We start from the raw sequence: 21,112 nt of genomic DNA, 5'->3' as shown, positions 1-21,112 counted from the left end.
TGCCGAACACAGGGAACCGGCGGCGCGGACGGGGCAAGGCCGAAGCCGCCCGCAGGGCGGGGGCGCGTCCGCGCCCGCCTTGACGCGGAGCACCGCCGGTTCAGTTCTCGCTTTGGAGGCAGTCTCGAACGTCCGAATCTGACCCGAAGCGGACGGCGGCGTCGCTGATCCGGGTGGCCGCATCGAGACAGGAAAAGCCAAGCAGTGCCCTGGTTGCCGCGGGCCGCAGCCTCAGATCTCAAATCCCCTTCTGCACAGCCAGCACCAAAGCAGCCAAAAGTCCTTTCCATCATTCCACGCCCGGAACAGGCTGTGCGACGTAGCCGAGCGGGCGGCCCGAGACCGGATGCGGCATCACCCCGAAGGGCAGGCCGTAGATACGCTCCAGGGTTGCAGGGGTCATCACCTCGTCGGGAGCGCCGCGGGCGATCAGCCGGCCGCTATGCAGGGCCAGCAACTCGTCGCAGACACTGGCGGCCATATTCACGTCGTGCAGGACAATGACGACGCCGAGACCGTGCACACGGCTGAGACGGCGGATCAGGGTCAGCACCTCCACCTGGTGGGCGATGTCGAGGGCGGAGGTCGGCTCGTCCAGCAGCAGGGCGCCCGGCCGCTGGGCCAGCAGCATTGCGAGCCAGACCCGCTGGCGCTCCCCGCCCGACAGCATGTCGACCTGCTGGCCGGCAAAGTCCGCTACGCCGGTCTGAGCCATCGCGTCCTCCACCGCCTCCCGGTCGCCGGGCCCGAAACGGCCGAGCATCCCGTGCCAGGGATATCGGCCGAGCGCCACCAGTTCCCGCACCAGCAGGCCAGGGGCGGCGGGCGTCTGCTGTGGCAGATAAGCGAGGCGTCGGGCAAAGGCACGCGCCTTCCAGGCGGCGAGCGGGTGGCCCTCGAAGCGGATCGTCCCGGCCGAGGGGATGAGCTGGCGCGCCATCAGCTTCAACAGGGTCGATTTGCCCGACCCGTTGTGCCCGATCAGCCCGACGACCCGGCCGGGGGCCAGTGCAAGAGTCAGCGGGTGCAGCAACGTGCGGCCGGGTACCGAGGCGACCACGGCCTCCAGTTCGAAAAAGGCGGCGCTCATCGTCCGGCATTCCCTGCGATGTCTTCCGGAACCGCTGGCGCGGACACAAGCGCGATGCGCCCGTCGGCCATGTGGACCACACGGTCGGCAACGCCGAAATAGCGGTCGTCGTGCGAGATCACCACCAGCGCCCGGCCCTGGCGGCGCAGGTCGGGCAGCAGCTCGGTGTAGAAGAGGTGGCGGAAGCCCGGATCCTGGTCGGCAGCCCATTCGTCGAAGACGATCACCGGCCGCCCGGCAGCCCAGGCGTTCAGCAGAGCAAGCCGCTTGCGCTGGCCGGTCGACAGGTCGGTGGTGGAGAAGACGCCGTCGCGCAGCGAGACCTTGTGTGCGATGTCCAGCCGTTCCAGGTAGCGCTCCGCCTCCGACGGCAGGCCGGCGCCAGGCGTGCCGACCTCGTCGAACAGGTAATAGTCGGTGAAGACGGTGGCGAAAAGCTGGCGGTAATCGTCGCGGGCCGCCTCGGCGACCGGCCGCCCGTCGAGCCGGATGGCGCCTGCCTGCGGCGCGTAGAGGCCGAGCAGAAGCTTGATCAGCGTCGTCTTGCCCGACCCGTTGTCGCCGACGATGAACAGGATCTCGCCGCGCCGGATCTCCAGGTCGATGGGCCCGACCGTGAAGCCCGGCCGGCCATCCTCTCCGGCCGGGTAGGCGTAGCGCACGCCGTCGAGCGCGATGGCGTGGCGCAGCTCCGGCGTCGGCCCGCCCGGCTCCTCCAGCGCCACCGGCTCGCGTCCGTCGAAGTCGGCGGCAAGCCGGGCGACCCGCCGGAAGGCGACCTGCGCCTGTCCCAGCGCCGGCAGCGCGCCGACGAGCTGGTCGATCGGCCCCTTGACGTAGAGCAGCACGATGGCGAAGCCGCTGACCGCCGCCGGTTCCAGCGCCAGCCGCTCGCGCAGCAGCAGCGCGACGCCGATGACCAGGAAGAACAGGCCCGAGCCGACGGCGTCCGCCGTCCAGAACAGGCGCATGGCATGGCTCTTGCGGCGGGCGATGCGGTCGACCGCGCCGCCCAGCAGGACCCCGAACACCCGGCGGCGGCGCGGCCGGTCGACGCGCAGCTCCTTGGCGCCCTCGGTGATGGCCCGGTACTGCTTCTGAAGGTCGTCCTGGGCATCGCGGACGTCGGCGTAATCCTCCATCCAGGCGCGGCGGGCGTGGTGGGTGACCAGCACCCCGGTCGCCACCGCCAGCAGAACCAGCAGCAGCAGCGCGGGCGACAGCGCCAGCAGATAGCCGAAACAGCCGAGCGTCACCGCCAGCGCCACGGCGTAGCCGGAGACGTTGAAGGTGAAGACGCTCACCGCCTCAACGTCGTTGACCAGCGAGGCGACCAGCCGGTGAATCCGCTGCCGCTCGATGGCGGCGACCGGCGCGCGCAGGATGCGGGCGGCGATGTCCTTGCGCAGCGCCGCGATCACCTTCTGGCCGGTCAGGCTGTTCCCGACGCCGGCTGCCGCCTTACCCAGCACGCTCAGCCCGCACAGGCCGGCGAAGGCCAGGAAGAAGCCGGCGCCGACCCCGCCGGGCTCCTGGAGGCCGCGGTTGACCTGCGCCAGCAGCGCCGCGGTGGCGAGGCCGCCGGCCACCCCCAGCAGGGTCGCGGCCAGGGCCGTCGGCCAGAAGGGACGCAGCAGGCCCAGCGCCGCGCAGAGCAGAGCGAAACGGTCCTGGTTGGGATCTTGCTTGGAATCGTTCATCGCCGCAACAGCCAGAGAAGGTAGGGAGCACCCAGCAGGGTCGCCAGCAGGCCGGCCGGCATCTGGGAGGGGAACAGCAGGACACGGCCGAGCCAGTCGGCCACGACCATGACCAGGGCGCCGGCCAGCGCCGCCCCGGCCAGCTGCGGCACCGCCCGCTGCAACCCGAACAGCCGGGCCGCGTGCGGCGCCATCAGCCCGACGAAGCTGAGCGGCCCGACCACCAGCGTTGCCGCCGTGGTCAGCGCCGCGACCAGCAGCAGAACCAGCCCGCGCGCCAGCGGCAGCCGCAGGCCGAGAGAGCGCGCCGCCGCCTCGCCGAGCGGCAGGATCTCCAGCCAGCGGGCGCAGAGCAGCGGCAGGGCAAGCAGCGGCAGGGCAGCGGCCCAGGCGGCCATGGCGATGGCCGGCGTCACCAGATAGGTCGAGCCGGTCAGCCAGCGGAACAGGATAAAGGCGCGCGGGTCGCCGCTCGACAGCAGCAGCGCCACCACCGCGCCGAAGACGGTGGTCAGCGCCACGCCGGTCAGCAGCAACCGTTCGGGCGCGTGGCCGTGCCGACGGCCGAGCAGCAGCACCGCACCCAGCGTCGCCAGCGCGCCGGCCCCGGCGGCGGCCACCTGCGCCTCGACCGGAAAAGCGGGAACCGCGAGGTGGAGCAGGATGACGCCGAAGGCGGCGCCGGTGCTGATGCCCAACACCTCCGGCCCGGCCATCGGGTTGCCGGTCAGCCGTTGCAGCAGCACCCCGGCCGCCCCCAGCATCGCCCCGGCGGCCATCGCCGCCGCCATGCGCGGCGCCCGCCAGTACAGCAGCGGCTGCAGCTCCGTCCAGCCGCTCAAGCGCCAGCCGCCGACCCCTTGCCCCACCGTCAGCGCCAGCCAAACGGCGAGCGCCAGGACCAGCAGCCCGGCTGCCAGCCAGGGGATGGGCCGCGCCAGCCGGTGCGACGGCGCCTCGGCTGTGACCGGCAGGCCGCGGCCCTGGCCACCGGGCCTGGTCAGCAGCCACAACAGCAGCGGTGCACCGAGCAGCGCGGTCAGCGTTCCGGTCGGCAGCTCGCGGCCGCCGCCAGCCAGTTGCGGGACCGTTTGCGCCGCCGCGTCAGCCAGCCACAGCAGCGCGGCACCCAGCGGCGGTGCCCAGGCCAGCCGGGCGTCCAGGCTGCGGGCGCCGGCCAGCCGCGCCATCGCCGGGGCAGCCAGCCCGACGAAGCCGATCACGCCGGCGGCGCTGACCACCGCCGCGCTCAGCGCCACCGCCAGCGCCAGCGCCGCCAGCCGCAGGACCCGTACCGGAACACCGAGGCCGACGGCGCCCTCCGCCCCCAGATCGAGCAGGGCGAGCGGCCGCGCCAGCAGCAGGGTGAGGGCGGCCCCGGCCGCCAGCTGCGGGGCCAGCGCCTGCGGGATCGCCCAGCCGTTCTGGCTCAGCGATCCGCTCGCCCACAGGAACAGGGCCTGGAACCCGGCGCCGTTGAACAGCATCAGGCCGCTGGCCAGCGCGCTGCAGGTCAGACCGACGGCCAACCCGGCGAGGATGACGACGGCCGGCGCCAGCGCCGCCCGCCACGCCAGCCCGACCACCAGCGCCGCCGCTCCGGCTCCGCCGGCCAACGCAACCAGACCGCGTGGCATGCCGCCGGAGCCGACGCCCAGACCGGGGGCCAGCATCGCCGTCGCCATCAATGCCAGTTGCGCGCCGCCGGCGACGCCCAGGGTCGAGGGTTCGGCCAGGGGGTTGCGCAGAACCTGCTGGAACAGCACCCCGGCCAGTGCCAGGGCGCCGCCGCACAGCAGGCTGGCGCACAGGCGCGGCAGCAGGCTGTCGGTCAGGATCAGCCGCCGCACGTCGCCGCTGTCGCCCGCCAGCAGCCAGCGCCAGGTTTCGACGTCGCCCGGCGAGCCCGGCAAATAGGGATGCGCCGCCACCGCCGTCAGCCCGGCGGCAAGCAGCGCCAGAAGACCGACCAGCCCCCCGCAACGGTAACGATTGTCAGCCACGGACCGCCTCCACCGGCGACAGCGCCGCCGTCAGCAGCCGGGCCAGCCGCTCCACCGCCGGCAGACCGGCCGAGCCGAGGACGGAGCCGATCTCGTACGTCCGCCCGTCGCGCGCGAAAGACATCGCCTGCCAGAAGGGATTCGCCGCCATGGCCGTCAACCGGCCAAAGCCGCCGAGCGCCACATTGACCAGCCGCGCGTCGGGCACTCCGGCCAGCCGCTCCAACCCGACCGGGACGAACTCGCCCATCGACGATTCCCCATTCCAGGCGTTGCGCAGCCCGAGCCGGCCCAGCACCGCATGGTGCAGGCTCGATGAACCGAAGACGTTGACGTGGCGCTGGTCGAGGATATTGACGAGCCAGACTGGCCGGTCGGCCAGCGGCGCCAGCGTGGCCGCGGCCTCTTCCAGCGCCGCCTCGGCGCGGGCGGCCAGCGTCTCGGCCGCCGCCTCCAGCCCGAGAAGGGCGGCCAGCCGCCGCGTCTCCGATCCCGCCCGCTCCAGCACGCCGGCCCCCGGCCGGTCGAGCGTCACGGTGACAACCGGCGCCACCCGCTCCAGCGGGCCACGCATCGCCTCCAGCCCCGGCGTGATCAGGATCGCGTCCGGCTCCAGCGCCTGAAGCAGCTCGAAGTTCGGCGTGAACAGCAGGCCCACATCGACCACCCCGGCCGGCAGCGCCGGGGCGCCGGCGTAGCGTGTGCCCCAGGACGGCGCCGGCACGCCGACCGGGACGCAGCCCAGCGCGACGCAGCAGGCCGCCAGCCCCCAGTCGAGCACGGCGACCCGCCGCGGGGGAGCCGCCGTCGCCGTCTTCAAGGCGGCCAGCCCGCCCAGGCCAAAGGCGACGGCGCCGCCCAGAAGGCTGCGCCGCGACAGGGGGAAAGCCCTATCGACCATGGATGTCACCAGGAGTAGCGGACGCTGGCATAGACCGTGCGGCCCAGTCCCCAGCGGCAGCCGACGGCCGAGCAGACCGACACATACTCCTTGTCGAAGATGTTCGAGGCATTGACCGACAGTTGCGTCCCCTGCAAGGATGGCACCGCCTGCCCCAGGTCGTAGTGGACCGCCGCGTCGAACACCGCGTAGTCCGGGATCTTCACCGTGTTGGCGTTGGTGGCGTAGGTCGACCCGACGTAACGGCCGCCGCCGCCGAAGCCCAACCCCTTCAGCGCCTGCTCCTGGATCGTGTAGTCGGCCCACAGCGAGGCGATGTGCGCCGGCACGTTGTTCAGCCGGTGGCCGGCGTTGCCGGCGTTGTCCTTGGTGATCTCGTTGTCGAGATAGGTGTAGGAGGCGCGGACGCTCAAGCCGTCGGTCAGGCTGGCGACGCCGCTCAGCTCGACGCCGCGCGAGCGGACCTCGCCGGTCTGGACGCCGAAGTTGGCGTTGACCGGATCGGGCGTGGTGACGTTGGTCTGGCGCAGATCGAAGGCCGAGGCGGTGACGAAGCTGTTGAGGCCCTTGGGTTGGAACTTCACCCCGACCTCGACCTGCTTGCCCTTGGTCGGTTCGAAGGCGGCGCCCTGGCGGTTGGTGCCGGCGACCGGCTGGAAGGAGGTCGCGTAGCTGGCATAGGGTGCCAGACCGTTGTCGAACAGGTAGGTCAGCCCGATCCGGCCGGTGAAGGCGCGGTCGAACTGGCTGGTCCGCCGGTTGGTCAGGCGGTTCTCGCTGTCGGTCGTCGCCCAATCCTCGCGCCCGGCAAGCAGCAGCGACCAGCCGCCCAGCCGGATCTGGTCCTGGAGATAGGCGCCGACCTGGCTCTGAGTCTGATAGGCGTTCTGGAAGACGCCGGGCAGCGTGATGACCTGATTGTAGTTCGGCGTCAGGATGTCCAGCGTCGGCGCCGTGCCGAAGCGGGTGAAATTGTCCCAGCCGATGCGCTGGTAGTCGAGGCCGGCAAGCAGAGTGTGCGACAGCGGCCCGGTCTCCAGCTTCAGCTCCGCCTGGTTGTCGATGGCGAAGGTGTCGAGCCGCTCGTCGGCGGTGTAGGTCTGCCGGTTCAGAGTCCGCTGGTCGGCCCGGAGGTTCAAGCCCTGGACCGAGGCGTAATCGACGTCGATGTGGGTGTAGCGGGCGTTCTGCCGGACCGTCAGTGCCTTGTCGAAGCGGTGCTCGAACTCATAGCCGATCTGAGTCTGGTCGCGCTTGAAGCTCTCGAAGCCGGTGTCGCCGGTGTAGAAGCTGGGCGAGATCTTGCCGTAGCGGTTCGGCTGCAGCGTGCCGGAATAAGGCAGCAGGTTCCAGATGCCGCCCTTCGGGTCGTGCAGGTAGCCGGCCAGCAGGGTCAGGCTGGTGTCGTCGTCCGGCTTCCAGGTCACCGACGGGGCGATTGCGATGCGCTGTTCCTTGGTGTGGTCGGTCTGGGTTTCGACGGACCGACCGATGCCGGTCAGCCGGTAGAGGACGCGGCCCTCCTTGTCGAGCGGCCCGCCGAGGTCGAAGGCGCCCTGCATCATGGCGCCGGTGCCGGTCTGGACCTCCACCTGATGCAGCGGCTCGGCGGTCGGCCGTTTGGCGACCATGTTGAGGATGCCGCCGGGCGACGCCTGCCCGTAGAGGACGGAGGAGGGGCCGGTCAGCACCTCCGCCCGTTCCAGCAGGTAGGGCTCGGTCTTCGGCACCGCCCAGGTGCCGGAGAGCTGCTTCAGCCCGTTCAGATACTGGTCGAGTGCGAAGCCGCGCGCCGACAGGCTGTCCAGCCGGTTGTCGGCGTCCTCGCTGATCTGCACGCCGGGGGCGTAGCGCAGGACCGACCGGACGGTCTGCGGCCGGCGGGCGTCCAGCTCCTCCCGGGTGATGACGGTGACGGTCTGCGGGGTTTCCAGCAGGGCGGTGCCGGTCTTGGTGGCGCCCACCGCGGCGGGAGCGACGTAGCCGTCGGCCGCCAGCGCCGGGTTGCCGGGGCTCGCCGTCACCGACACCGCAGGCAGGCTGAGCGTCGCGCCGCCCTGCGGTCCAACCGCCTGCTGCCCAACCCCTTGCTGCCCGGCCGCATCCTGTGCCCAAACCGGCGTCCAGACGGTCGCCGCCGCCGCCAGCATCGCCGGAATCGCGGCATTGCGCCGGCTCTTCTTCTTCCTCCGGCTCTCCGCCGCCCGGATCCGCACCGTCTGCCCCATCGCATCCTCTGTCGTTTGTCCTGCTGTGCGCCGGAAGCATCTACCGGCCCCTAATGAGAATGAGTATCATTCCTCATTGCATTCCGCTCCTGCGGGCGGGACAGGAACTATCGAGACGAGGCCATGCGGCTGCTGAATTATTCGCTTGCCAGCCTGGATGCGCCCGAACAGCCGACGGTGCTGGCGATCGGGCGGGAGCGCGGGACGAAGCCGGTGACGATCCGCTGGCACAGCCATGCCCGCGGGCAGGCCGTGGTCGTATCCACCGGCCTGCTGACGATCTACACCCGCCAGGGCAACTGGATGGTGCCGAGCGGCCATTCCGCCTGGATCCCGCCGGGGCAGGAACATGCGTTGCGGTTGTGCGGGAATTTCTCCGGCTGGTACGTCTATGTGGCGCCGGAGATGTGCGGCCGGTTGCCGGACCGCTTCGGCAGCGCCTCCACCCCTAGCCTGCTGCGGGAGGGGATTGCCCGCATCAGCCATTGGCAGGACGGCGCCGATCCCGGCACGCGCGAGGAGCGGCTCGGGCTGGTGGTCCTCGACGAAATCGCGGCACTGCCGCTGGAGCATGAACATCTGCCGATGCCGGCCGACCGCGCGATGGCGCAGATCGCCCGCATGATCGTCGACGACCCGGCGGACGACCGGTCGCTCGATGCGCTGGCGGACGTGGTCGGGTTGTCACGGCGCACCGTCACCCGCCGCTTCGCCGACGCGACGGGAATGAGTTTTTCGGCTTGGCGCCAGCGTCTCCGCCTGTTCCAGGCGGCGGAGATGCTGATGACCGGCGCCTCCGTCACCACTGTGGCGCTCAACCTCGGTTACGACAGCCCGAGCGCCTTCACCGCGATGTTCCGCCGCCATTTCGGCGTCACCCCTTCCCGCTTCGCCAACCATCGGGAATATCCGCCACCGCACCAAGACTCATCGTCGAAGTGATGGTGGGCGAATCAAGGCAATCCGTTTTGCGGATGCGGCGTTGTTAAGCCGCCCCGCACCTGTAGAGCCGGCATCTCACCAATTTGGTCAGTATCGACGATACCAGCCTCCGCAGGCTCGCCCGGGTCACCGTGGCATAAATATGTCCACCACGTACGGGCGTGATACCTGTCGATCAATGCGGTCCGCTTTTGGCGCAAAGCAGACTTCACCCATTGTCCGCTAATGCTCGCTGTTCCGGCTTAACGTATATCGTGCTGTCCTGCACGATGCTGACCGAGATTCGGGGCAGCCTCACAAGCCGGTCGCCTGGGTGAGAGTGACGCGGAAACGGCCGCGGCGGCGTTCGTAGCGGCTGGTCATCTTGGCCGAGGTATCCTTGGGCGAAGCGCTCTGGGGGCCGCTGCATAACGGCGAACGTCTCACCAAGACGCCGCAGGTGTCACCCTTTCTCCTTTTCCCGCCGGACCCGGGCCACCGCGCCCCGCGTCGCCCGCAGGCGCTCTGTGTAGCGCGCCGGCATCACCGGTGAGGACCAGCGCCCCGCCTGCATCAGCCCGGGCAGGTCGACGCCGGCGGCCAGCAGGTCCTGGGCGGCGCCGACCCGCAAGCTGTGGCCGCTGAAGCCGACGGCCAGCGGGTTGGCGTCGCCGGTGCGCCGTTCCACCACGCGGCGCACCGCCGCCGGGCTCATCCGTTCGCCGGCCCCGCTGCGCGACAGGTGGCAGAACAGGAAAGCCCCGTCCCGGGTGCGCGGCCCCTCCCCGTCCGGTTCGGCCGGCCATCGCGGCGCCACCGCCCGCCAAGCGACGAGCGCCGCCACGGCCTCAGCCGACAGCCAGGCCTCGGCGCCCTCCCCGTCCTGGTCGGTCTTGGAGCGGCGGATGCGGATGGTCGCCTCACCCGGCTGCGCATCCGGGTTCAACGCAAGATCGACCGAGTGCAGGTCCTCCCAGCGCAGCGCCACCAGCTCGTCGGCGCGGGCCAGGGTGTCGCGGCCGACCAACAGCAGCGCCCGGTCGCGGAGATCGATCGGCTTCAGCGGTTTCGGCCGGTCGGGCTGGGCCGGATTGAGGCGGTCGAGGATCGGCGCCAGCATGGCGTCGGTCAGGGCGGCCGCCTGCCGCCGCTCGGAGCCCACCGCACGCGCGTGGCCGCGCCGTTCCAACGTCACGCTCCAGTGCCGGCAGGGGTCGGCGTGCCCGGCGGCGCGGTGGATCAGGCTGATCGACGCGAGGTAGCGCGCGATGGTCGCTGGCTTGCGGGAGCTGCCGAGTTCCCGGATGTAGTGCCCGACCGTCGCCGGCTCGGCCGGCAGCCAGGACAGCCCGTGCTGCCCGCACCAGCCGGCGAACAGCCGAATGTCGGCCGCGGTGGCGCGCAGGGTCGCCTTGGCATAGCCGCGCTGGGCGACGGCCATGAAGCTGTGCAGCGCCGCCATCGCGGCATCGGTCAGGTTGGGTTCGAGCACCGGCACCGCGACGGCCGCCCCGGCGCATGGGTTGGCGAAGCCACCGGCGGCGTGCCACCAGGCGAGCGAGCTGCGGTAGCGCCGCAGGGTGGCGGAGGAGCGGCCGTCGACGGCAGCCGCGGCCAGGAAGGCCGCCACGGTTTCCCGGCTGGCTGGCATCGCCGGACGCCCGGTCTGCCCGCACCATGCCACGAACAGGCGCGCGTCGCCGAGCAGGGCGCGCCGGGTGGGCGCCGCCATGGCACGCGCGGCGAAGGCCGTGCGCAGGCGCGCGACCTCGGCGGGCGTCAGGGTCGGGACCAGAGCGAAGGGAATGGCGGCGTCCGGGGCCATCAGCGGGCGGTCTGGGAGCATGGCGTCATCCTAGCGCCGCCGGGCCTCCTGTCGATTTTCCGGGATCGCTGGACTCAGGTTCAAGCAATTTCAAATCTTCCGCGTTTCCCAGGATCGGTGGAAAATAAACCAAGATCCCCGGATTGATGTCCAGGATCACCGGACGATGTCGATACAGAACATCGTCACGGTGGCGGTCATGCCGCAGAGCAAACCCAATCATCAATCGGCCATCGACGAAGAGTGGCACGAGGCGGTGCGCCGGGAGCGCGTCGTACGGCCGCTGGCAGAGCGAGAGCGTTTGACGCGGGCGGAGGTCGGCGATGCCGCTGCCATATTAGGGCTTAAGCGGAGCCGCATCTATGCGCTCGTGGCGCTCTATCGCGAGAAGCCGGTGACAAGCGCCTTGATTCCGCCGAAGCCGGGTCCGGCCCGAGGGTTCCGTTGCCTGGAGCCGGAGATCGAGAGCGTAATCGAATCGGCAATCCGCGATTATTACATGACACGCCAGCATCCCACGGTGGCCGGGTTGCGGCGGCACATCGAGCACGAGTGCAAGGCGCGGAGCCTTTCGACGCCATCGGTGAAGGCTTTGCGTGTCCGCATTGATCGGCAGGGCCGGAAAGCTCTGGTGAAGGCGCGGGAGGGACCGAAAGCGGCCCGTGACCGGTTCCGCCCCGTCTTCGGCGAGTATGTATCGGATCACGCGCTCCAGGTCGTCCAGATCGACCACACGCGGGTCGATGTCATGGTCCTCGACGAGATGTACCGACTGCCCCTTGGGCGCCCCTGGCTGACGTTGATCATCGATGTCGCAAGCCGGATGGTCGTGGGGTTCTATCTGACCCTGGAGGCTCCGTCGGCGACTTCAGTCGCCATGGCCATGCGGCACGCTGTGCTACCGAAGGTGGATTGGCTTGCGGAACGTGGGGTGTCGGCACCTTGGCCGGTCGCGGGGCTTCCGGAAACCGTGCACATGGACAACGGGAAAGACTTCCATTCGAAGGCTCTGGAGCGCGGCTGTCGGGAGTATGGCATCGAGCAACAGTATCGGCCGCCGGCGACCCCGCATTTCGGGGCCACATCGAGCGGTTGATCGGGACAATGATGGGCGCCGTCCATCTGCTGCCGGGAACCACCTTCTCGAACATCGACGAGAAGGGCGACTACGACCCGGAGAAGACGGCGGTTATGACGCTGTCGGAGTTGGAGACGTGGCTCGCCATTCAAATCGTGGGCGTCTACCACGCCAGCATTCACAGCACCCTTCAGCTTCCGCCAATGACGGCATGGGAGGACGCCGTTGCCCGGCGGCCCACCCCGGTGCGTCATCCGGCCGACCCGGAGCGATTCCTGTACGATTTCCTGCCGTTCGAGAAGCGGAAGGTGACGCGGGAGGGCATCCGGATATTTAACATCCACTACTGGGACAGCATTTTGAGCGTATGGGCCGGACAAACGGACTCCCGGATGCCGGTCAAATATGACCCACGCGATTTGTCGCGGGTGTTTCTCCAGGCTCCCGATGGAAAGCACTGGCCGATCCGCTACCGCGATCTGCGCCGGCCGCGCATCACACGCTGGGAGCACCTGGAGGCGATGCGGGTGCTGCGGGAACGGGGGCGCAGGTCCGGCGACGAGGCCATGATCTTCGACGCAATCGAGGCCCAACGAATGCTCGTCGCCGAGGCTGCGGCACGAACCAAAGCCGCCCGACAAGCGGTGCAACGTACCGCTTATGCACTCGCCGGGTCTGAGGCGGCGAGCGCAATGCCGGAGCGGACGGAGCCTTCACCACCCTCGCCCGCCGACGACGGTCCGCCGACCGATCGGCCCCTGTTGCCCTACGATGTGGAGGAATGGTCATGAGCGAGGGCTTCGAACACCTTCATCCGGCCTATCGCGAATACGCGTGCCTTGCCGACCATGAACGCATCGAATGGATCCGGGCCGACCGCTGGATCAACCACCGGAGGGCAGAAGCGGCGCTCGGTAAGCTCGAAGACCTGCTTACCTAACCGAAGCGGGATCGCATGCCATGTCTGCTGCTCTTCGGTGATGTCGGCATGGGCAAGACAAAGATCATTCGCAAGTTCGTGCGGGACCACCCAGCGGTCTTCAACGAGGGAACGGGGGTGACGACCATGCCAGTGGTGGCGTTTCAGATGCCGACCCAGCCGGACGAGGGGGATTTCTACGACGAACTGCTGACCGCTCTCGGCGTGCCGCAACGGCGAGCGGGAACTGTGCGTGGCGCTCGCAACCTGTGCAGGCGTCTCTTGGGTGAAATAAACGCCTGGCTGCTGGTCATCGACGAGGTGCATGCCATGCTGGCCGGCACCTACCGTCAACAGCGGATTTTCCTGAACACGCTGCGGTTCCTGACCAATGATCTGCGCATCCCCTTGGTCTGCGCCGGCACCGACGAGGCTAGGATGGCGTTGCTGACGGATCAGCAGCTTGCCGATCGGTTCGATGCGCTTGAGTTGACGCATTGGCGGGACGATCAAGCATTCCGCGACCTGCTTGCCAGCCTCGCGGCAATCCTGCCGTTGCGGCAACGGTCGTCCCTCAGCAGCGCCTCCGTCAGCCGGCGCGTGCTGTCGATGACGGATGGAATCACGGTGCGTGTCTTCCGGCTGATCGAAACCGTGGCGATCTCGGCGATCCGAGGGGGCCGGGAGATGATCGATGAAGAGAGTTTCACTGCCGAAGATCTCGTGCTTCCGCTGGTTTCCATGACCGTCAAGGCGCAACGCGGCATGGGACGGAAGACTTCGGTAACGGTGTAGGCGATGACAGTTGGCTCCATCTTGGCGTCGACGGTGCTGCCGCTCGCCCCCCGGCCGATGGACGACGAGCTGCTGTCGTCGTGGCTGTTGCGGGTCGCTTGCCGGTACGACCTCGACGGCGGTGACTTGCGGGGTATCCTGACCACGCTGGGTGACGATACGGAAGCCATCCTGACTATGAACGGTCTGGATTACCGGCCGACTCACCAAGAAATTGCCGCGCTTGCCTCGGCAGCCCGGCTTCCCGTCGAACGTCTTTCGACCCTTGCTCTGAAGACGGCCAACCCGACTTGGCCGCGGCATTGGTACGCCTGGGATTGGGGCGCTCTGGATCCGATCAACGGAACCGAGCGCTATGCCGATGCTCTGGCTCCCGGGTGGTGCGATCTCTGCCTGAGCGAAGATCGCGCCGCCGGCCGGCATACGTACCTGCGTCGTCATTGGGCGTATGCGGCGGTTGGCTTTTGTCATCGACATCACCTGCCGTTGCGTCATCTCTGTCCATTCTGTCAAACGGCCAGCACCCTCCGGTTTGTGCCGTCCGATGGCGGAACCCGACTGTCTTGTGGAGACTGCGGCCGCCCGCTTGATGAGTATGCGGCGGCAGGTCCCAAGGATGCTGCCGCCAGCACGAGCACCGGCAACATCCTGATCGATCACGCGTGGAGTGTGGTCATGGCCTTCGAGACGGACCTTTGTCGGGCGCTGAACCACCGGACACCCACGGCTCGATGGATGGGGCTATCGCGCCCAGCGGGGTTCATTGCAGCGACCGAGGACCTGATTGTGGCGCTGATGGCCGGCCAGGGCGCCTACCCTCGCGAACATGCGATCAATGCATTCGACAGTGCCGCCTTTCCATTGTCTGGTAAGTTCAGATCAAGAATCGACCTGCAATACTGGGCATGCTGCGTGCCGCCGGCGCGGCGTCGAAGCCTGTTGGCCGCCGTGATCTCCCTTCTGCTGGATGAGGAAGCCAGTGCTCTGGTTTCGGAGTCTTGGATCGGATCTTACCGGTGGACCGCCTCTCTGGATTGGCTGTACCGCTGGCTCGGTGAGCACCAAAGGGCATGGCTGGTTGCTCGGAGCGCGGAGTGGCCGGAGCTTCTGCGGCAGCGGTTGGAAAAGATCGCTGATGAGACGTCTGTGAGGCGGGCGGCCCACCATGGCCGGAAAGCCTCCGTTCCACGCCAGAAGGCAGGGGGGCCAGTTGCGCGCAAGCCGTTTCCTGGAAAGACACAGGGCACCCCGCCATCCACATCGCAGGCACTCGGGTTGCAGGATGCCGCCCATTACCGGCATCTGGCGGAAGCGATTCTTTCAAGCCCCGAGTGGTTGGCTGTGCGCCATGCCTCGCCAGCGGTGCGGAGACGCACGTTGCATCGGTTGTCGGAGGCCGCCCTGGCGGCCTCCCGCACAGCCCATGGGCATGCCGGTCCCTCTTAAACGTGCCGGCTTCCGATCATCGCGCTTTAGTCGGAAGAAGTGGCGTAGCCGCGCAAGGGACGCGTCCGGATGTCGATCCGAAGACCGGCCGTGGAATGCAAGGCAGCGGCCGCGTCGGTGGCCGGGGCGGCAGGCAGGTCATTGATCGGACGGCGCGGGCACGCGGGCGACGAAGCGCCCTTTGACGCCGTCCGGCCAGTCCCTGTACGCAACGATCCCATCGTCGGTCGCGCCATAGGCCAGAAGATAACCGACGAGCGCCTCGACAGCCGAGCGCTCCGGCGGCAGGTCGCCGAGAACGTAGCCCATGCGCCCCGACGAGCGGATGTGGACGACGCAGGGCCGTCGGCAGCTCATAAGACAGCGCATGGTGCCGACGCGGACATTCTCGGCGCCGGTGGATGCGAGAACACCCTCAAGCAGGGCCGCGAACATCGCTCCGGTCCATCCGGGCTGCGGGTCCGCCCCAAGGTCCGCCGCGGCCCCGGGGCCGGGCTGGCGGCAGGTTTCGCAGACGATCACGTCGATGGGCATGGCTGGTCAGTCTCCGGATTGGGTCATGTCGGGTATCGAGGTCGGGTATTGGGGAAGCACCACCGGGATGCCGGCGGCCCGTGTCACGGCGAAGGACACGCCATAGGCCTCACGCAGCAGGGAGGACGTCAGAACGGTCGCCACGTCTGCCGCAATCACGCGCCGGTCCGGCATCAGCAGGACGAGATCGTCGCAGCAGCGGGCAGCCAGCGACAGGTCGTGGAGCACGACGACGACGGCACGGTGCTGCTCGACCGCTTCGGCCCGCAGCAGCATCATGATCCGGAGCTGATGGCCGGGATCGAGGGCCGCCGTCGGCTCGTCGGCAAGCAGGACCGGGGCGTCCGTCGCCAGGACCCTCGCCAGCATCACGCGCGCCCGCTCGCCGCCCGACAGGGTCGGTACCGTACGTGCCGCAAGCTTGGCGACGCCCGTCGCCGCCATGACCCGCTCGACGATGTCGTCATCCACCCGTCCCGGTCGGCCGAGCGGACCGAGATGCGGCAGCCGCCCGAGCGCCACCGTGCGGCGGACGCTCAACGGCCAATGGACGTGGTGGCCTTGCGGGAGATAGCCGAGCAGGCGCGCCCGGGCTCTGCTGTCGGCAGGCAGCGGCTGCCCCTCGAATCGGATGTCGCCGCCATGAGGCAGCAGGCCGGCGACCGCCCGGAGAAGGCTGGACTTGCCGACGCCGTTCGGCCCGATCAGGCCGGTGACGGCGCCGCGCCGGGCGGTGAAGCCGGCGCCGTCCAGGATCGGCCGCCCGCCCAGATGCAGGGTGATTGCGGAAGCGGACAGCATCGTCACCATGCCTCCCGACGAACGCGCAGGATGAGGAAGAAGAAGGGCGCGCCGACCAGCGCGGTGAGGACGCCCAGCATCACCTCCTGCGCCGTGGGGATCAGGCGGGACGCCAGATCGGCCAGCGTCACCAGCACCGCTCCGCCCAGCGCACTCGGCAGCAGCAGGCGCCCGGGCTCATGCCCGACCAGCGGGCGCAGCAGATGCGGCACCACCAGCCCGACGAAGCCAATCGAGCCAGAAACCGCCACCGACGCCCCGACCGCCGCGGCGCTGCCGCCGACGACGGCCAGCCGCAACCGGGCCAGATCGATCCCCAGGCTGCGGGCGGCATCCTCGCCCAGGGCCAGGCCATCTAGCCCGCGGCCGGTGGCGAGCAGCAGGCCGCCGCCGGCCAGGATGAAGGGAAAGGCGGTGAGCGCGTCGGCCGGTGTCCGGTCCTTCAGCGATCCCATCAGCCACAGCAGCATCTCGGTGACGGCATAGGGGTTGCTCCTGCGGCACCGCCACATCCTTTGGCGCCATGATCTCCAGAGGGGCAAGTCGGAGGTCGTCCGCCGATGCGGTGACCGCGCCGGCAGCAACCCCGAGAGCGGCCCCAAAACTGGCCATGGCGAATCGAAGTTGGAAATACTTGGTGGAACGGCTTGTCGGCATGCTCTGCCACGTCCTGCTGCAGGCATGGAGGCGCGTTCGGACAAGCGGTGCGGCCGCAAAGCCGCCCGTCCGGGGCCACACATCCATGCCGGCTCCGGAGACCGAAGCCGTTGAACGGGCGTTGCCGAACGGACGCCACGACGCGAGGCCCCGCGTCTGGAGAACCATTCACCTGCGACAGGCTTCAAGGAGGATTAATCTTCCCGGAATCCGGCCGCGGCAACGCCAATGGACGCGTCACCACGACGGGTTTCCGCACCTTCGACACACCCCGATCGAAGGCAGAGTGACGCTGTCGGAGGCAGGTCTCCTGGCTCGCGGGTCGTCATCCGGCACCGCCTTCCCGATCGGGGTCATGGACCTCCGGTCAGTGGCTTTTTGGCGCCGACTCGCCGCTCACAGTTGCGGGGACAGCCACGGCTTGCAGCAGGCTTGGACGCCTGTCGCTTCCGTCGTTCCCTTTTAATCTCCCGGCTTGCACCTGGGAGAACCGCCGACAATGCCTGCCGTGATAGAGGCAGACCGCGGGCCTGTCAACGCTGGAACCGTTAGCGGTCAATTCAGCGAAAAGCGGATCGGCACCGCCATGTCCAACCGGCCGCCGGGTCCGGCATCGGGAGGAGGCGGCATCGGAGAGGCCCGATACACCAAAGCGCAGGCTTCAACATCGAGCAGGTCGTGGCCGGAACCGCCGGTCACGGTGCAGGCCGTGACCGTGCCGTCGCGGGCAAGAGTGAAACGAACCTGCACCGTTCCCTCTTCCCTCCGCATGCGGGCCAGCCGCGGATAGGTCTTGGCCCGTTCAAGGCGCCCGTTGACCGTCGCGGCGTAGTCGGCCGTGACGCTGGACGATGTGGATGGGGGAGTGGGTGGGGCCGATAACGGTAGCCCCGCCGCTGCGGTGGGCGTTGCTGCGGCAGGAGAAGGCGTGCCTGCCGTCGTCGGCTTCGGAAGCGCGGCCACCGCCGGTGTCCGGGGTTTGCGCGACGGCGCCGTGGACGGACGAGGTGGCGCAGGAGGTGGGGACGGCGGGAGGGCGGAAGAATCCGCTGCAGCGGGCTCCTGCACCGGTGGAGGAAAGACCGGCGGTTCCGGTACCGGTACGACCGGAGGTAAGTGCTGAAGGTCCGGTGACGGTTCAGGCACGGCCGCAGCCGGCTCTGATAGCGGCTCTGGTGTGAAGGAGGACGGGGGTGGAATCGGGAGTTCCGGCCTCACCGGCTCGGGCATTGCGGGCAATGGTTCGGGAGCCGATGCGGAGAGGCCGGCGGTGGCTTCGGAGGCCTCCGCCACCGCCGGCTCTTCCATCACCAGATCGACGGCGATGACATCCGGACCAACCGCTGGCTTGGCGCTGGGAACTGCCGTGGGGATCAGAAGCCATGCAGCCACGGTGGCGTGGAGGATCATCGAGGCGGCGGTCGCCGCGACGATGCAGCCCTCCCCCACCGGCGGCGCACCTCGCCCCGCGGCCTGCCTTGCAGCCTCGGCCACGGCTCAGAAGGTCACCCGCACACCGCCATAGGCGGCACGCGGCGGGGCGGCGCTGATGAAGCGCGGGTCAGTGGCGCCCGGTGCCTCGGCGATGGGAATTTCGCGCACGCCTCCGAAGGTGCCGAACGTCGCGTAATGCGCGTTGGTGACGTTCTGCACCAGCGCGAAGAGCTGGATGCTGTCGGTGACCTGATAGCTGGTGTTGGCATCGAGCGTGGCATAGCCGGGAACCTTCCCCACCGACCCCGCAGGATCCCCGGTGTAGGTCTGGCCAGAATAGGCGGTCAGCGCACCACCCACCGTCCAGGCGTCCGTCACGTTGTAGCTGCCGCCGAGCTTGAAACGGTGGGCCGGCACGCCGGGCAGACTGTCGCCGGCACGGGCGCGGACGGTGCCGGTCGTCCGGTTGCGGTTGGGATTGTCCGGGCTGTTCAGCACCAGGTCGCTCTGGAAAGTCGCCTCGACGTAGGCGTACTGGGCGTAGACCGACCAGCCCTTGCCGGCCAGCTTCGTCCCCGCCTCGATCCCCTGGCGGCGGGTGTCGCCGGCGTTCACGAAATAGCCGCGCCCGCGGACGCCTGAGGCCACGTTCAGGATGTCGTTGCTGAGCCCGGTGCGGAACAACCCTGCATTCCAGGAAAGGTGAAGCCCCTCGAAGGCCGGCGCGTCGGTCCCGCGCAGCCCGGCTTCCCAGGTGCGGCCGACCACCTGCTTCAGCGGCGGGTCGGACAGGAAGAAGTTGGTCAGGGTGCAGGGCCGGCTCGGGTCGGCGCAGGACAGCTCGGCAGCGGTCGGCACACGGTTGCTCTCCGAATAGCCGAGATAGCTGCTCAGCCCCTTGTCCAGCGTGTAGGTCATGCCTGCCGCGGGGTTGAAGCGGGTGTAGGTGTTGGTGCCGTTGAGCGCGCTGCCCAGCTTGTCCTCGGTGGAGATGCGGGCGATGTTCAACCGGCCGCCGGCGGTCAGAGCCAGAGCGTCCGTCACGTTGAAGGTGTCCGACAGGTAGGCACCGACATAGGTGTTGGTGGCACGGATGGACACGGGGGCGATCTCCCCGTCCGGCTGCGCGACGATGATGCCGGTCGGGTCCACGGTGCGGTCGGCGGTCAGGGTGCCAAGCTCCGAACTGGCGTTGAAGCGGGTCACGCCATAGTCCAGGCTGGTGCCGACCACCAGGAAGTTCCGGTGGCCGAACAGCGGCTCCTGAAGCGTGCCCTGGAGCGTGCCGCCGCCGGAGGTGGTCTGGGTGCTCGTCCGGTTCAGCACGCCGCCACGCGTATCGTTCAGAAAGTCGGCGATCGGCTTGCCGGTGCTGTCATAGAGGATCGGACCGGTGTCGTTCAGGCAGAGCCGGCCGGTGCGCAGCCCGGTCGGTTCGCCGGTGCGGTCGTCGATGCGGTCACGGTTGCGGTCGGTGATCGTGCAGCTTTCCGCGTCCACCGTGTCACCGTTCAGCGTCTTGCGCTCGTAATGGCGCAGATAGGCGGTGCCCTGGAATGACAGCGTGTCGGTGGCCTGGAAATCGGCGCGCACCGTCGGCATGACCAGCCGGTTGCGGGTGTTGTCCGGATAGGTGAAGACGTGCGAGCGCGCCGCCTCGACCAGCTGGATCGGCGCCGGGCCGTTGCCAGTCAGGCTGTTGTCGGCGGCGGTGAGGTTGACATTCAGCTGCCCACGGCTGCCGCGCACCCCGATGTCGCCGTAGAACTGGCGCAGGGTGGAGGGAGAATGCTCGCGCCAGCCATCCTCGTGCAGCAGTTGGCCTGCAACATACCCGGCGACGTTATCGACCTGCCGGCCATATTCGAAGCTGCCCTGGACGCGGCCGAAGGAGCCGCCCTGGAGGACGAGTTGGCCGCCCTGGCTGGTGAAGCCGTCCTTCATCCGGATGTTGAGCGCGCCGCCCAGCGCGTTGAGCCCGAAGGCCGGGGTGTTCGACACCACGTCCATGTCGTCGACGGCAATGTCGGGGATCAGATCGAGATTGACGGTGTCGCCGAATACCTCGTTGACGCGGACGCCGTTCTGATAGACGGCGAGCCCCTGTGCATTCCCGATCAAGGGCGAGGCGGTGAAGCCTCGGAACTGGAGATCCGGCTGGAAGGGGTTGTTCTGCGCCGCGTTCAGGTTCACGGCGGGAACCCGCCGTTCCAGCGTGCCGGTCACATCTGCAGCGCCGCGCTCCGACAGATCGCCCTTGGTCAGGCCGGTCAGGTTGGCTGGCACAGTATCGGCTTCGATGCCCGGCCCGACCAGCGGCGTGGTCGTCACGTTCACCGGTGCCAGCGTCACCGGCTCCGCCGCCACTGCAAAACCGATCCCCAAAGAGCAGGAACCGATGACCCAGGCTCCCAACGCATGGAATCGCATGCTTCCCCCCAAATACTTGATATTTTGATTATTTGAGCTGCCAATCCCTCCAATCGCCAATTGCACAATGGGGGCACGAAACATTCCCCGTTTGCCGACCGGTTCTTCCTGGTCCAGAACCGGGAAAATTCGGCAATATCCAAATCTCACAGTTCCAAAGGACAATGGCACAGCGACCGCCCCAACCGTATGATTGTCGCTTGGGGGAGGGTCGCATGACGCTGGTAGCATGTCCCTGAAGCGGCGCCTGATCGCCCTGTTCGCGCTGTTCCTGCTGCTGTTCGTCGGAGCGGGCGGCAGGGCTCTGTTGCAAAGTTTGCCGGCAGGCGCGAGATGATGGTTACGAACAT

General features: G+C 68.8%; 16 protein-coding genes, 1 pseudogene and 1 riboswitch. Of the genes and pseudogenes, 6 read left to right on the top strand and 11 right to left on the bottom strand.

Translation table 11 applies throughout. The annotated features are described in order from the left end of the window. Positions 1 to 289 precede the first annotated feature (289 nt). Genes GBZ48_RS22860 through GBZ48_RS22840 form a run of 5 tightly spaced genes read right to left on the bottom strand, consistent with a single transcriptional unit; the run spans position 290 to position 7,922 of the window. Positions 290 to 1,090: an ABC transporter ATP-binding protein gene (locus GBZ48_RS22860; RefSeq protein WP_174473107.1), complete on the bottom strand. Its 801-nt coding sequence runs from the start codon at positions 1,088 to 1,090 to the stop codon at positions 290 to 292. Beyond that, on the bottom strand, positions 1,087 to 2,790 hold the full coding sequence (locus tag GBZ48_RS22855) for a cyclic peptide export ABC transporter (protein ID WP_174473106.1): 1,704 nt from the start codon (positions 2,788 to 2,790) through the stop codon (positions 1,087 to 1,089). Before GBZ48_RS22855 ends, GBZ48_RS22860 begins: the two co-directional genes overlap by 4 nt. Then, positions 2,787 to 4,793, bottom strand: a complete 2,007-nt coding sequence (gene fhuB / locus GBZ48_RS22850; protein ID WP_174473105.1) for a Fe(3+)-hydroxamate ABC transporter permease FhuB — start codon at positions 4,791 to 4,793, stop codon at positions 2,787 to 2,789. The genes GBZ48_RS22855 and fhuB overlap by 4 nt, the downstream gene beginning before the upstream one ends. Continuing rightward, entirely contained in the window at positions 4,786 to 5,694 is a 909-nt protein-coding gene (locus tag GBZ48_RS22845; RefSeq protein WP_174473104.1) for an ABC transporter substrate-binding protein, read from the bottom strand. The genes fhuB and GBZ48_RS22845 overlap by 8 nt, the downstream gene beginning before the upstream one ends. Positions 5,695 to 5,699: 5 nt before the next feature. Further along, a complete protein-coding gene (locus GBZ48_RS22840) occupies positions 5,700 to 7,922 on the bottom strand; it encodes a TonB-dependent siderophore receptor (protein ID WP_174473103.1) in 2,223 nt (740 codons plus the stop codon). Positions 7,923 to 8,045: 123 nt separating this feature from the next. Between GBZ48_RS22840 and GBZ48_RS22835 the strand changes: the two genes are divergently transcribed. Further along, a complete protein-coding gene (locus GBZ48_RS22835; RefSeq protein WP_174473102.1) occupies positions 8,046 to 8,864 on the top strand; it encodes a helix-turn-helix transcriptional regulator in 819 nt (272 codons plus the stop codon). Positions 8,865 to 9,306: 442 nt separating this feature from the next. Here GBZ48_RS22835 and GBZ48_RS22830 read toward each other — a convergent pair whose 3' ends face one another. Beyond that, positions 9,307 to 10,689 (bottom strand): tyrosine-type recombinase/integrase, encoded by a 1,383-nt coding sequence (locus GBZ48_RS22830; RefSeq protein ID WP_174473101.1) that lies wholly within the window; start codon positions 10,687 to 10,689, stop codon positions 9,307 to 9,309. Positions 10,690 to 10,834: 145 nt separating this feature from the next. Between GBZ48_RS22830 and GBZ48_RS35990 the strand changes: the two genes are divergently transcribed. From GBZ48_RS35990 to GBZ48_RS22815, 5 genes and pseudogenes are all read left to right on the top strand, one after another. After that, positions 10,835 to 11,764 carry a DDE-type integrase/transposase/recombinase gene (locus GBZ48_RS35990; RefSeq protein ID WP_209798505.1) on the top strand — a complete coding sequence of 310 codons (930 nt, stop codon included), beginning with the start codon at positions 10,835 to 10,837 and terminating at the stop codon, positions 11,762 to 11,764. 8 nt (positions 11,765 to 11,772) lie between these two features. Beyond that, entirely contained in the window at positions 11,773 to 12,537 is a 765-nt protein-coding gene (locus GBZ48_RS35985; protein ID WP_209798506.1) for a Mu transposase C-terminal domain-containing protein, read from the top strand. Continuing rightward, positions 12,534 to 12,686, top strand: coding sequence for a TniB family NTP-binding protein (locus GBZ48_RS35980; protein ID WP_209798507.1), 153 nt, complete (start codon positions 12,534 to 12,536; stop codon positions 12,684 to 12,686). Before GBZ48_RS35985 ends, GBZ48_RS35980 begins: the two co-directional genes overlap by 4 nt. 12 nt (positions 12,687 to 12,698) lie before the next feature. Then, positions 12,699 to 13,460: pseudogene (locus GBZ48_RS22820) on the top strand (TniB family NTP-binding protein); the annotation flags it as partial. 3 nt (positions 13,461 to 13,463) lie between these two features. Continuing rightward, positions 13,464 to 14,906: a TniQ family protein gene (locus GBZ48_RS22815; RefSeq protein ID WP_174473100.1), complete on the top strand. Its 1,443-nt coding sequence runs from the start codon at positions 13,464 to 13,466 to the stop codon at positions 14,904 to 14,906. Between the two features lie 138 nt (positions 14,907 to 15,044). Here GBZ48_RS22815 and GBZ48_RS22810 read toward each other — a convergent pair whose 3' ends face one another. The 5 genes from GBZ48_RS22810 to GBZ48_RS22790 form a co-directional block, all read right to left on the bottom strand. Further along, positions 15,045 to 15,440, bottom strand: coding sequence for a DUF1636 domain-containing protein (locus GBZ48_RS22810; RefSeq protein WP_174473099.1), 396 nt, complete (start codon positions 15,438 to 15,440; stop codon positions 15,045 to 15,047). A 6-nt stretch (positions 15,441 to 15,446) separates the two neighbouring features. Continuing rightward, the gene (locus tag GBZ48_RS22805; protein ID WP_246307389.1) at positions 15,447 to 16,241 is read right to left on the bottom strand and encodes an ABC transporter ATP-binding protein; all 795 of its coding nucleotides are present in this window, start codon (positions 16,239 to 16,241) and stop codon (positions 15,447 to 15,449) included. A 2-nt stretch (positions 16,242 to 16,243) separates the two neighbouring features. Beyond that, positions 16,244 to 16,753, bottom strand: a complete 510-nt coding sequence (locus tag GBZ48_RS22800; RefSeq protein ID WP_246307388.1) for a FecCD family ABC transporter permease — start codon at positions 16,751 to 16,753, stop codon at positions 16,244 to 16,246. A 428-nt stretch (positions 16,754 to 17,181) separates the two neighbouring features. Then, a riboswitch (cobalamin riboswitch) is annotated at positions 17,182 to 17,408 on the bottom strand. A gap of 45 nt (positions 17,409 to 17,453) precedes the next feature. Continuing rightward, a complete protein-coding gene (locus GBZ48_RS36960) occupies positions 17,454 to 17,861 on the bottom strand; it encodes a TonB family protein (RefSeq protein ID WP_174473097.1) in 408 nt (135 codons plus the stop codon). A 534-nt stretch (positions 17,862 to 18,395) separates the two neighbouring features. Continuing rightward, positions 18,396 to 20,699 carry a TonB-dependent receptor domain-containing protein gene (locus tag GBZ48_RS22790; RefSeq protein WP_174473096.1) on the bottom strand — a complete coding sequence of 768 codons (2,304 nt, stop codon included), beginning with the start codon at positions 20,697 to 20,699 and terminating at the stop codon, positions 18,396 to 18,398. Positions 20,700 to 21,112 lie beyond the last annotated feature (413 nt).

It is taken from the genome of Azospirillum melinis, from assembly GCF_013340935.1.
Taxonomy (GTDB): domain Bacteria; phylum Pseudomonadota; class Alphaproteobacteria; order Azospirillales; family Azospirillaceae; genus Azospirillum; species Azospirillum melinis.
This window is presented reverse-complemented; position numbering and strand designations above follow the sequence as displayed.

Bases quoted from the DNA above. Each gene is read 5' to 3' on its own strand.
- GBZ48_RS35980 (WP_209798507.1), top strand. From the start codon at position 12,534: ATGAGCGAGGGCTTCGAACACCTTCATCCGGCCTATCGCGAATACGCG.
- GBZ48_RS35990 (WP_209798505.1), top strand. From the start codon at position 10,835: ATGTCGATACAGAACATCGTCACGGTGGCGGTCATGCCGCAGAGCAAA.
- GBZ48_RS22845 (WP_174473104.1), bottom strand. From the start codon at position 5,694: ATGGTCGATAGGGCTTTCCCCCTGTCGCGGCGCAGCCTTCTGGGCGGC.
- GBZ48_RS22835 (WP_174473102.1), top strand. From the start codon at position 8,046: ATGCGGCTGCTGAATTATTCGCTTGCCAGCCTGGATGCGCCCGAACAG.
- GBZ48_RS22830 (WP_174473101.1), bottom strand. From the start codon at position 10,689: ATGCTCCCAGACCGCCCGCTGATGGCCCCGGACGCCGCCATTCCCTTC.
- GBZ48_RS35985 (WP_209798506.1), top strand. From the start codon at position 11,773: ATGATGGGCGCCGTCCATCTGCTGCCGGGAACCACCTTCTCGAACATC.
- GBZ48_RS22810 (WP_174473099.1), bottom strand. From the start codon at position 15,440: ATGCCCATCGACGTGATCGTCTGCGAAACCTGCCGCCAGCCCGGCCCC.
- GBZ48_RS22800 (WP_246307388.1), bottom strand. From the start codon at position 16,753: ATGTGGCGGTGCCGCAGGAGCAACCCCTATGCCGTCACCGAGATGCTG.
- GBZ48_RS22860 (WP_174473107.1), bottom strand. From the start codon at position 1,090: ATGAGCGCCGCCTTTTTCGAACTGGAGGCCGTGGTCGCCTCGGTACCC.
- GBZ48_RS22815 (WP_174473100.1), top strand. From the start codon at position 13,464: ATGACAGTTGGCTCCATCTTGGCGTCGACGGTGCTGCCGCTCGCCCCC.
- GBZ48_RS22840 (WP_174473103.1), bottom strand. From the start codon at position 7,922: ATGGGGCAGACGGTGCGGATCCGGGCGGCGGAGAGCCGGAGGAAGAAG.
- GBZ48_RS22855 (WP_174473106.1), bottom strand. From the start codon at position 2,790: ATGAACGATTCCAAGCAAGATCCCAACCAGGACCGTTTCGCTCTGCTC.
- GBZ48_RS22805 (WP_246307389.1), bottom strand. From the start codon at position 16,241: ATGCTGTCCGCTTCCGCAATCACCCTGCATCTGGGCGGGCGGCCGATC.